An 11,947-nucleotide genomic window follows, 5' to 3' on the forward strand; every position below is an offset into this window, starting at 1 on the left:
GGTGTCTTTTCTCTATTTTAATTCCATATACTTTTTACGCCTTTGTTATTTTTAAACGATTTGTAGGAATTAATACAACTCGAACATCTAGTTCGTTATATGTTCGAATATATAATAAACATTATCTGAATTACGAATGTATTTCAGATAATTTTATAAATAAACTCAAAGATATCTTCTTCTCCTACTGCCATAAAAGAAATAATCTATTGCTTATTTCTTTTATTAAATTATATTACATTAACTTTAAAAGCGAAGTGAGAATAATCTTCACTTCGCTTTTTTCATTTGCAATCCTTGTTAAATTTGCTCAATGCAGTATTTATTTCCACATTCTTCGCTTTTATTTAATCGGTTTCTCTGTTTTTAAGACAAATGAACTTAATGCAGGAACTTTAATTTTATTGTCATGGACAACATAAAGTGGTTTACTTCCCGCCTGCTTGCTGTCTACTAGTACTTTCCAAGGCCCTTTCGATGGAAGTGTTATTTCAACAGCTTCTCTATTTGCATTGTGAGCCACTGTAAAGTATTCATTTTTATTCCCCTCTATTGTATAAGCTACAGTATTTTTCGGAGCATCAATAAATGATACGTGTGTTTTTATTTGCTCTGCAGATGTCATTCGAAAAGCTGAGTACTTTTTGCGTAATTCTATTAAACCCTTCATATAATCTACTTCATTATTAAACGTTGCACGGCGCAGCCAATCCATCTGGTTAATTGAGTCTGGAGATTTGTAACTATTATGATCACCGTATTTCGTGCGCATAAACTCTTGCCCTGCATGTAAAAATGGAATCCCTTGTGATGTTAATAAAATTGAAGAAGACAATTTGTGCATTTGTTTTCGCATTTCTTCACTGTCACCTGGATTAGTTAACTCAAGTTTATCCCATAATGTATGATTGTCATGTGCTTCCACATAAGTTAATACCTGTTCCGGATCTTGATAGGTAGACGAATTTGTATCGTAGTCAATACCTGCCGTAATACCTTTTTTAATACGATCTTCCATGTTTTCCTTTCCATTTATAAAACCATTTTCCTTTTCCTCAAATACACTACCTTTCAACCCATCACGTATATTATCGTTAAAATGAGCAATCCCTTTCATTTTCTCTGCATTTTTTTGATTTGCTTTCAGCTCAGCTGCAAGAGGTGTATTTAAATCCCATCCTTCTCCGTGTAGTATAATAGAAGGGTCAATTTGATTAACAGCTTTACGTATTTTATTCATCGTTTCATAATCATGAATACCCATTAAATCAAAACGGAATCCATCTAAATTGTATTCTTTTGCCCAATATGTTACGGAATCTATCATAAATTTCCTCATCATTTTTCTTTCTGAAGCAGTATCATTTCCTACTCCAGTTCCATTTGCAAATGTTCCATCTTCATTGTAACGATAATAATAACCTGGAACTAACTTATGAAAATTAGATTCAGCAGCATTATACATATGGTTATATACTACATCCATCACTACTCGAAGATTATTACCATGTAGTGTTTGAACCATTTGCTTTAATTCAGTTATTCGCACAGTCGGCTCATAAGGATTTGTAGAATAGGAGCCTTCTGGAACGTTGAAATTTTTAGGATCATATCCCCAGTTATATTGCGGTTCATTTAAAGTCTCTTCATTTACTGAAGCATAATCAAATATCGGTAAAAACTGAACGTGAGTAACACCAAGGTCCTTTATATGATCAAGTCCTGTTTTTACACCTCCTGGCCCTTTTGTTCCTTTTTCTGTTACACCTAAATACTTCCCTTTCTGTTTAATACCACTTTCAGGTTGAATGGAAAGATCGCGTACATGTAACTCATAAATAATAGCATCTTCCGGATTTTTAAATTTTGGCTTTTTGTTTGCTTTCCATTTTTTCGGATTTGTTTCTTCTAAATTAACGACTGCACCTTTATCCCCATTTACAGAAGCAGCACGCACATATGGATCAACCGCTTCAGTCCACTTATCACCAATTTTGACCTTATACGTATAAAAGAGCCCTTTTTGGTTCCCCTTTAGTTCTGCTGTCCAAGTTCCCTTTTCACCTTGCTGCATGTTTATTTCAGCACCTATTTTATCGTTCCAGTTTTTATATGTAACTAACTTCGCTTCGCTTGCAGTAGGAGCCCATAAACGGAACTTTGTATGTTGCGGAGTATATGTATTTCCTAAATCGTTGCCACCATAATAAAATAAATTATCAAATTCTTCGCTACGAATGACTTTACCAATTTCAGTATTCGTATCAGCTAAGTTTTCAATTTTAACTTTGTATGTTTGTTTTAAATCAATTTTCTGTTCCGTAATTATTTTAACCTTATTAGTAATATCTCCACTGTTTGTATCATAAGGAGTAATATTTTTAATTTTAATGCCTTCAATTTCAATTTTCTTTTCCTTAATATGAAACGGGACATTAGTCGTTACAGTAATTTCATTGAAACTATCAATAGTTGCTTTTTGAATTGAGAGATCCGATGAAGGCTTAGAGTTATATACTTTTTCATCACCCGAAAGAATCCATACTTCAGCACGACCGTCCTTTATATTTTCAATCCAACGATCCCCACCATCTTTTTCCCATTCATTTGTTCGAACTATAAATCCTACACGATTATAGTCACCGTCTATTTTTATCTTAGCGTATTTTCCAAATTCATCTTCACCAGTAAATTCATAAGATGTACCATTTGCATTTTCTCCCCATAACCAAAGATTCCAGTCTTTTGTATTTCCAAGCTTTTCTTTGTAATGAATGATAATTTCAGTTGTTTTAGAATTTGAAACTGCCTTCACACTCTGAAAGGAGAAAACAGATGATAACATAACGATTAAAGTAAGTAATAAAACTGTTTTATTAATTAATCTTTTTGTAATTTGCACCACATACACCCTTTCTTCAAATATTACTAACGATTTATTATGCTTTCACTGAATAAAACTGCTTAAATTTATCTAGAAATCTCTTTAACTTCACCTCCATATTGGCTATTTTCACGTATGTATTTCAATGACCTTTTAATACGAAAGCGTTTGCATTAATGATTAAAAAAATAGATTTGTTTATGCCTTCATATATTTGTAAATACTAAAAGATCAGGGAAATCATTTTAAAGCAATCGTTTGTTATCGCTTTCATTTTATAGACTTTCTATCAAGAGGTCAATATATTATTAATTTTCTGTTTTTATACACTTTAAACCTTATTGATTTGTCACTACTTCTTAAAGAGAAAACGCCTCATTATTGCTTAGTCAGTTTATTTTCAATAATACATTGCTATGAAAAAAACAGCTAATATCCTTAAAATGACATTAGCTGTTTTTCATAATGTATTAATATATGAATGAGAAATATATTTCTAAATTACTTAATTTTTGCTGCATCAAATGCTTTTTGAACTGCTTGAACTTCAGCTGTATTCGCACCATATTTATTAGTTGCCACTCGAATACATGCTGATCTCAATTCTTTGAAATTAGAAGTCATGTTTAACTCATCTGTATTTGCATAATAGAAAATATCAAACATTTTATCTTCACCAATTCCTTTAACAGTTACTCCGTTATGAGTTCCGCCTTTTGCAATGAGATACGCAACTTTATTAATAATACTTGAATTAAAATGAACACCGCCTTGATCCCATCCATTAAAATCGTTAAATTCACTGTAATCATCTGGATAAGGTACTCCTAGTGAAGATGGAACAGAAGCTGGGTTTTCCATATCACGGAAAACAGATCCTGTTTGTTCTCCCATTGTCCAGTTAAAGTTTCCATTATTTACGTATTTCTCAATAGATGTTCCCATAATATCAGATAATGCCTCATTAATCGCACCGGATTCCCCGTAATATTCAAGATTAGATTCGCTAGAAGTAACAGCATGTGTAAATTCATGTCCAGCTACGTCATATGCTTTAACAATAGGATCGCCATATACAAGCATACTTCCATTATTAGCACTTAATGCATTCTGCCAATTTTTCGGATCATTCGTCTCTTCAGAATCCCAAGCGTGTACAACTGAAACTACTTTTTGTCCCTTATTATCAAAGCTATTACGCTTGTATTTATCTTTATAAAAATCAAATACTTTTGTTGCTAAGTAATGAGCGCTTACTGCTTTTGGATCGTTAAATGTTGCCGAAGTACTAGTCGCTAATGTACCAGGATAATAGCTTTCTTCTTTAGTAATATCTCTGTAATTCACATCATATGTTTCAATGCCTTGCCCTCTTGTATAATCAGCAAGAGCATATTTGCCATTACTTTGTTTAGAGATACCAAATGAACGAGAAATACCTAAATCATCTTTTCCTGTTCCAGTTAATGATGTAAGACTGCTTTGTTTACTTTTCTTTAAAGCTCCAACTAGTTTGTCACTGGCTTTTAAGTTAGATTCTTGTACCATATTTTTTAACATATCACCATTTTGTGCATTTATTAAATAAGTACCAGAAACATAGGTTGGTGTTGCAGCTTCAAAGGTAACTTGGTATGCATTTTTAGCTTGTCCATTATTTTCATCAACAAAAATAACCTCTTTAACTTCTGGCTCAGAAATAAACTTGATATCGTTCCCGTACTTCGTATAAATAAATTGTTTTGCTTCATCTTTTGATAGATTAATAGGTTTTTTCAATTCTTCTTGTTTTAAATTTTGCGCGCTATCACCTGAAACACTTTTAATAACACCCTTATTATCTACGTGTGCAGTTAATTGATGGCCATATACTTCTTTTCCTTCGTATGTTTGCTGCATACGCACAAGTGTAGTTCCATCATACGAACCACGTTTTTGAAGGACTTTATAATCTACCCCTGCTTCTCCATTGACTTGTTTTTGGGACAGAGCTTGCTCTGTTTTCTCCTTAAGTGCATCCTTTACTACATTTTCTGGTGCCTTTTGTGACGGCTGTGTAAGTTCACCCGAACGGAACGATTCCTCTTGAATTTGAACTTGTAGTTGATCTGTTTCCTCTGCATGACCTACGCCATATGGTGCCACAGCTGTTAAAGCTAATCCTGTTGTTAATGCTACCTTAGTTAATGTCTTTTTGTTTTTCATTATTTCACCTCGTATAATTTTTGAAATAGAAAGCTTGTACAAAGTATACTGTCTATTCCTGTCGGAAAAAAGAGAAAATACGAAATTTATGTAACATTATGCAAAATTACATAAATTGTGGTCAATATTATAAATAATGAACGGAACACATATGTACATTATTTTGAATAAAAGAGAATCCTTATAGACACTCATCCAATTGGTTAGTTATTAATTATCTATATTCATTCTAATAAAAGTATACTTACATCTAAATAACAACATAAAAACCCACTCTTTACTATTGTAAGAGTGGGTTTCATACTATTAAAATAACAATTACTATAAGAAATCTTATAATTTATATTTTTTTAGTAATCCTATTAAGTTTTTTATAAAATTCACCTTTTGTCTTTGCATGATTAAACTCATTTGGATTAATATTTGCTTTTTGTGCGAGTGCTACAATCTCTTCTTTTGAAATTGAGTCTTTCGTATTTATAGATGCTATATTTGTGTATTTTCCGTCTTCTGTTTTTGGAATTTCTAAAATCCCTTTATTCACAAGATCAACTACAGCCTTATGCTCTGAAGAATGTAAATCTACACCAGTAATTTTCCAATTACGCATAACTTTTGGTGTGTATACACCGTTCTTTACCTCTTTTAAATATGTAATAGCAAGGTTACGAATGGTTCCACCAGTTTCTCCAAATGCATTCTCTTGTTTAGATGACCAAATTTGTTCAAACTTACGCCCCTCTAAAGCTCCCCCTTTTGCCTGAAGAGCCTCCATTCTATATGCATTCATTCCCAGCGTCATAACATCGCTCGTTTTGATTGGTTTGTTTGTACGAATAGAGCGTAAATTTGTAATTCTACTTCCATATGGTTTTGTTAAGTCAATTTCGTATTTTACGCCTCCAAAGAAATCGTTCGTACTGTATTTAGATGCACGGCGGGTTTTATCAAAGCTAACGGTTACATCTCCGGCACGAGATGAGTTAAAATATCCTGCTGCCCATTCCATATAGTCTTTTAAATCTTTTCCAGAAATCTTATATACTGTAATTTCTCCCAAGGCATATTGGTAATTGTACGCAATATCTTTTTTCTTAATAGGACCTATATCCAAACGGGCATAATCATTATCAATTTGATGGGCTACTACATCCGCTTTACTGTAGTAGAGCATGACTTCATGAAAGAAATCTGATAAAGGTGTTTCTTGAATCTGAACACTTGGAATACCTTTTATTTCATTTTCAGGAACAAGATTTCTCCCCTTTAATTGAGCGACTACAACATTTGCATCTCCTCTCGCATATTCGTGAAAAGGTGTTAATGTTTCTTCAAGTGTAGGATCAGATAATATCGTTGTTCCATCAGCATTTTTTACAGGTATAGCGGTAGCAGTTTTATCTTTTAAAACCAATTTCCCATCTTGCTTTGTAAAAGTAAGGTCAATACGTGAAATATGTGTTCCATATTTATCTGGTTCTGTAATAATTACGCCATTTACAACTTCTTTTTTTACAAGTTTATGCATATGAGCCGCAAAAATAGCGCTTAGTTCCGGACAAGCATTTGCAATATCTTGAACACCAGTACCAGGGATACCATTCTCATTTTCTAATCCCATATGCATAACTCCTACCATTACATCTACTTTACCTTCTAATTCCTTAATTGCCTTTTTCGTCTCTTCTACCGGATTTTTCACCACTAAACCATCTAAGTGATCTGTCCCTTTTTCAAAATCACTAATCATTGGTGTATTCATACCAATAATCCCAACTTTAATTCCACCTTTTTCTACAATTGTATATGCAGGAAGAAAGCGCTCTCCATTTTCCTTATAAATATTTCCTGCTAACGTTTTTCCCTTATATTGCTCACTAACTTTTTTCAATGTATCTAATCCAAAATTGAATTCATGATTTCCAAATGCCCAGGCGTCATATCCCATTGTATTCATCGCTACCATCATTGGCGATTGTGGTTTATCGTTGAATAATTCTACTGAGTTTCCTTGAATTGTATCCCCAGCATCTACTAATATGGTATTTGGATTTTCTTGACGGACCTTCTTTATAACCGTATAAAGCTGCGTCAAACTTCCACTCATATTTGCTCCATCAAGCGCATAATCCCAAGGCAAAAATCTACCATGAATATCTGCAGTACCTAACAATGTGATATTAACTTCAGATTCCTCAGCCTTAGAGATAGGTGGTTTGACTATTACTGCTGTTCCAAGCAGTAATAGAATTACAAAGTAACATACATAGTTCTTCCATTTCATTTTTTGCATAATAATAATATTTCTCCCCTTTTTGTACTTTCATAAAGTTGCTTGAACTTTAAAAATGTAACTTATTATTCAGGAAACTTCAACTACAAAAGATAATTTTGAAGGTGGTTCTGTTGCAAAATAAAGAGAATAAATTGCATACATCCCCTAACAGAATTGTATTTTATCGTTTCCTGACAGAATACCCCTTCCTTAAGCGTGTGAAGAGTACTTTCAAAATACGGACATATCATTCATCATCATAAAATCATTATTTCAATTTACTAAAATTCGCATATAAAATATGTTATGATGATTAATTTTTTGAATTTCATTGTCGAAGTATTTCCTTCTCAATGAAAATACTTCCAAAAAAATAACCCCGCTCTTCATTTAAGACGGGGTTACACTTATACAGAAAATCGGATAGTTTCATATTTTCTTAAGCTTATTGGTCACTTTCAACTAATTTCATTCTATTTTTTTCTTCTGAATCAATATGAATCAACCGTTTCCCCTGTTTATAATACGCATCAATAAATAGGGAATGATTTTTACTCTTCAATTTCACAAAGCAATTTTATCTCTTTGATTTGTTCTATATGACGCTGTTCATGCAAATAGATCAGTTCTATCCACTGATCAAGGGATAATTCTCCAAGAGCTGGATGCATCACTGCTTTTTTCGCTAATACAGACTCATCTTCTATTGTACTCAGGAAACGCATCAATTCTTTTCTTGATTCGTTTAGCATATTGAGCATTTGCTGCACTTCAAATGGTTCTATACTTGGTTCAATCATTTCTGGGGCTATAAACTTTTTCGTTCTATCTAATAAAATAGTGTGAATTTCTTTACGCTCATTTTGGGTACTATCTAACTTTTTTAATCCTGATGAAATAACTGTTATAACTCTCTCATCTAATAAAACTAAATGATGACAAACTTGTGCAATACTCCATTTATCCTTATCTGGTTTCCTATTAAATTGAGCATCACTCAACAAAGAAATTTCCTCAACTAATTGTTTTCTCGTTTCATAAAACTTGTCATTTACAAATGTATCCATGTGGATTCTCCTTTCATTGCAACCTACATACTTAAATTCCTACGCTAGAAATATTATCTTTGAAAAAAGATTTTCTTTCACTACTATTCCAATTTCATTTTAAAACCACAAATGAAGTTATTTGTTTTTTATATCTTTTTAATTGGCACAAATAAATCAACCTTTAACTTTCCTTCTAGATCTTCAGCAACATTATTTAAGCAAAACTCTAAATTATCTCTATCATAATCTGCATCATACTCACTATTTGGTAGCCACTCTGCATACATGTATTGATACGCTGCACTTAATTTATGAGGTTCATCATAGAACTGGCATAGACCATATATACCTCCATCTAATCTTTTAAATTGCACATCATGATACTTTTCTTTATCGAAGTTTTCAGGAATCGTAACACATGCATCATGCCGGCACTTATGACTTGCAACAAGTTCAGGATTATCTAATGATATTCCGATAAATGATTGCTCTGGTGGATAAAGTTTATTTTCAATTGACCAATTTAGTAACTTTCCCCAGTGATCTTGTGGTTCAAAGTAGCTACCAGTTCGTCTTATATATGCTACTTCTAATGGTGGTAATTTTTTTATAAAAACTTTCATTTACATCTTCTCCCCTATAAATATGTACACTGTTTATTTAGCTTTCTTTAAATATTTATTCCTTCTTAAATAAAAAGAATCCTCTAATCACATGAATTTTAATTGAAATACAATTGATTACTATTACTACTACTAAAGTAGTATGTACTTTCATACTTTTATTTGATTTTAAAGTCTTTTTAAATCGATATATTGATTGTAAGAAAATAAAAAGGTGGAGGATTTTAATTGATTAAAGGAATATACGAAGCGCATTTACCAGTATAATGTCCTATCAATTTATCATTAAATAAATGTAAAAAACGACCCTATTTATTCATTTTTAATGCGTATGTATGTACATTTGTTAATTTATTCGATATATTATGGGTATTGAATGATTACGTAAAGTGTATAGGTCGCTTATATAACACCTTATATTTTTATATCCGTGAAAACTACAAAGTGTATGAAAATCCATTTGTCAAATGAATTTAGTGTGGAAGGAGGTTTGTGGTTACTTCATAGGGTATAATAATCAGTTTTTTACTGATAAAAATATAGGAGGCGACATAATGTTTCGTACGATTTCAAATTTCATGAGAGTAGCTGAGATAAGAAGGAAAATCCTTTTTACACTAGCGATGTTAATCGTTTTTCGAATTGGCACGTTTATTCCAGTTCCTCATACTAACGCAGAGGTATTAAAAGTACAAGATCAAGCTAACGTTCTAGGTATGTTAAACGTATTTGGCGGAGGAGCATTGCAACACTTCTCAATCTTTGCTGTAGGTATTACACCATATATTACAGCTTCCATCATAGTACAATTACTACAAATGGATGTTATACCTAAGTTTTCGGAATGGGCAAAGCAAGGAGAAATGGGCCGTAAGAAATCAGCTCAATTCACTCGATACTTTACAATCATTCTCGCATTCATACAGGCCATCGGAATGTCTTATGGCTTTAATAATATAGCAGGTGGACAATTAATAACAGATCAAAGCTGGACTACATACTTATTTATTGCGACAGTTTTAACTGCAGGTACTGCATTTTTACTTTGGTTAGGCGAACAAATTACCGCTAACGGAGTTGGTAATGGTATTTCGATGATTATCTTCGCAGGTCTCGTTGCTGCGATTCCAAATGTTGCAAATCAAATTTATTTACAACAATTCCAAAATGCTGGAGATCAGCTATTCATGCACATAATAAAAATTGTTTTAATTGGACTCGTAATTTTAGCGATAGTTGTTGGCGTTATTTACATTCAACAAGCTGTACGTAAAATACCGATCCAATATGCAAAAGCTGTTTCAGGAAACAATCCATATCAAGGAGCAAAAAACACTCATTTACCTCTTAAAGTAAATAGTGCTGGTGTTATACCAGTTATCTTTGCTTCTGCATTTTTAATGACGCCACGTACAATTGCGCAGCTCTTCCCTGATTCAAGCGTATCAAAATGGTTAGTTGCAAATCTTGATTTCGCACATCCAATTGGAATGACACTTTATGTCGGTCTTATCGTTGCTTTCACATACTTCTACGCATTTATTCAAGTAAATCCTGAACAAATGGCTGAGAATTTGAAAAAGCAAAATGGATATGTTCCTGGTATTCGTCCTGGTAAAGCAACTGAACAATATGTAACTAAAATTCTATACCGTTTAACATTTATCGGTGCAATTTTCTTAGGTGCTATTTCTATATTACCGCTCGTATTCACGAAAATTGCTACGTTACCACCTTCTGCTCAAATTGGTGGTACAAGCTTACTTATCATTGTCGGTGTAGCACTAGAAACTATGAAGACGTTAGAAAGCCAGCTTGTAAAACGTCATTATAAAGGCTTTATTAAAAAAGTGAATTAATTATAAAAAACACAGTTGGTTATTTTTCCAACTGTGTTTTTTATTTTATCAGTCCTGTAATATACAGGGCTGTTGCTTTATGGAACTACATCTCCTTCTCTAATAACCGCCCTTTTTTGAAATAAGTCCGTAGTGTTGAACGATTGGCCAAAAATACACCAATCAATATAAGACAAGCCCCCATTCCCATTGTAGGATTTAAAGGTTCTCCTAAAATGATATATCCCACAATTATTGCAATTAATGGTGATACATATAACCACGTCGATGGAAATACTGGATTTGTTTTTGATAAGAGCCAGTAATATAATCCGTGTCCACCAATCGATCCGATAAATATGAGATATAAAATAGGCCATTGCACACTCCATGAAGTTAATACGGTTACATTTGGTTGTTCTACAATAATAGATGCGATTAGTAGTAAAATCCCTCCATAAAACATTTGAATACCGTTAATAAGAAATGGTGATACATTTGATAAATCTGACAGTATTTCTTTCGAACGAATAGAGCCTATTCCGTAAAATAACTCCCCTATAACTAACACAATACAAGCGATACTCCATATGAAACTTACTTGTTGATGCATTCCTGGTAAAGAAACAAATATAACACCTATTAGTGCAATAACTAAAGCAACGAGTTGTTCCTTTTGTAATTTCTCCCTATTCCTCTTTGCTTGTATTAATAAAATCATCATTGGTCCCGTAGCAGAAAGAACAGCAGCTAATCCCGAAGAAATATATTGTTCTGACCAATATAAACTTGCGAATGTCATAAATGTTAAACAAAATCCAGCATACATAATGCGTTTTGAAAATATATGTGGCATAATTTCTTTTCGCTTGAATTTAAAAATAATCATAAGGATTATGCCCGCTAAAAAGAAGCGAATTCCTGCTGAAAACAACGGTGGCGCCCCTGCTTCAATTCCAATTTTTATCGTTAAAAATGTTGTCCCGAAAATAATACATACTAAAATGTAATTAAAAATGACCATTTTGCTTCCTCCTTTTTACTCTTAGAATGAGTATAGAGGCTATGGTGTA

7 protein-coding genes are annotated in these 11,947 nt (G+C 32.8%); 1 reads left to right on the forward strand and 6 read right to left on the reverse strand.

Going from position 1 to position 11,947, the window contains the following annotated elements:
• Positions 1-343: 343 nt before the first annotated feature.
• From pulA to ACTFRY_RS17395, 5 genes are all read right to left on the reverse strand, one after another.
• Complete coding sequence (pulA, locus tag ACTFRY_RS17375; protein WP_098616636.1) at positions 344-2,902, reverse strand: type I pullulanase; 2,559 nt, start codon at positions 2,900-2,902, stop codon at positions 344-346.
• 483 nt (positions 2,903-3,385) lie between these two features.
• Positions 3,386-5,089, reverse strand: coding sequence for a M4 family metallopeptidase (locus tag ACTFRY_RS17380; protein WP_000791444.1), 1,704 nt, complete (start codon positions 5,087-5,089; stop codon positions 3,386-3,388).
• Between the two features lie 340 nt (positions 5,090-5,429).
• Positions 5,430-7,382 (reverse strand): bifunctional metallophosphatase/5'-nucleotidase, encoded by a 1,953-nt coding sequence (locus tag ACTFRY_RS17385; RefSeq protein ID WP_098616637.1) that lies wholly within the window; start codon positions 7,380-7,382, stop codon positions 5,430-5,432.
• A gap of 533 nt (positions 7,383-7,915) precedes the next feature.
• Complete coding sequence (locus ACTFRY_RS17390) at positions 7,916-8,431, reverse strand: DinB family protein (protein ID WP_000379372.1); 516 nt, start codon at positions 8,429-8,431, stop codon at positions 7,916-7,918.
• Between the two features lie 128 nt (positions 8,432-8,559).
• Entirely contained in the window at positions 8,560-9,036 is a 477-nt protein-coding gene (locus ACTFRY_RS17395; protein ID WP_000862356.1) for an AraC family transcriptional regulator, read from the reverse strand.
• 554 nt (positions 9,037-9,590) lie between these two features.
• On the opposite strand from ACTFRY_RS17395, the gene secY reads away from it, so the two are divergent.
• The gene (gene secY, locus ACTFRY_RS17400) at positions 9,591-10,895 is read left to right on the forward strand and encodes a preprotein translocase subunit SecY (protein ID WP_000490131.1); all 1,305 of its coding nucleotides are present in this window, start codon (positions 9,591-9,593) and stop codon (positions 10,893-10,895) included.
• A gap of 85 nt (positions 10,896-10,980) precedes the next feature.
• Here the strand turns inward: secY and ACTFRY_RS17405 are convergent, their stop codons facing one another.
• Complete coding sequence (locus tag ACTFRY_RS17405; protein ID WP_000234327.1) at positions 10,981-11,898, reverse strand: DMT family transporter; 918 nt, start codon at positions 11,896-11,898, stop codon at positions 10,981-10,983.
• Positions 11,899-11,947: the final 49 nt, after the last annotated feature.

This window comes from Bacillus cereus group sp. MYBK195-1, assembly GCF_051916605.1.
Lineage (GTDB): Bacteria > Bacillota > Bacilli > Bacillales > Bacillaceae_G > Bacillus_A > Bacillus_A cereus.

Coding starts and splice junctions, on each gene's coding strand:
- ACTFRY_RS17380 (WP_000791444.1), bottom strand. CDS start 5,089: ATGAAAAACAAAAAGACATTAACTAAGGTAGCATTAACAACAGGATTA.
- secY (WP_000490131.1), top strand. CDS start 9,591: ATGTTTCGTACGATTTCAAATTTCATGAGAGTAGCTGAGATAAGAAGG.
- ACTFRY_RS17385 (WP_098616637.1), bottom strand. CDS start 7,382: ATGCAAAAAATGAAATGGAAGAACTATGTATGTTACTTTGTAATTCTA.
- ACTFRY_RS17395 (WP_000862356.1), bottom strand. CDS start 9,036: ATGAAAGTTTTTATAAAAAAATTACCACCATTAGAAGTAGCATATATA.
- ACTFRY_RS17405 (WP_000234327.1), bottom strand. CDS start 11,898: ATGGTCATTTTTAATTACATTTTAGTATGTATTATTTTCGGGACAACA.
- ACTFRY_RS17390 (WP_000379372.1), bottom strand. CDS start 8,431: ATGGATACATTTGTAAATGACAAGTTTTATGAAACGAGAAAACAATTA.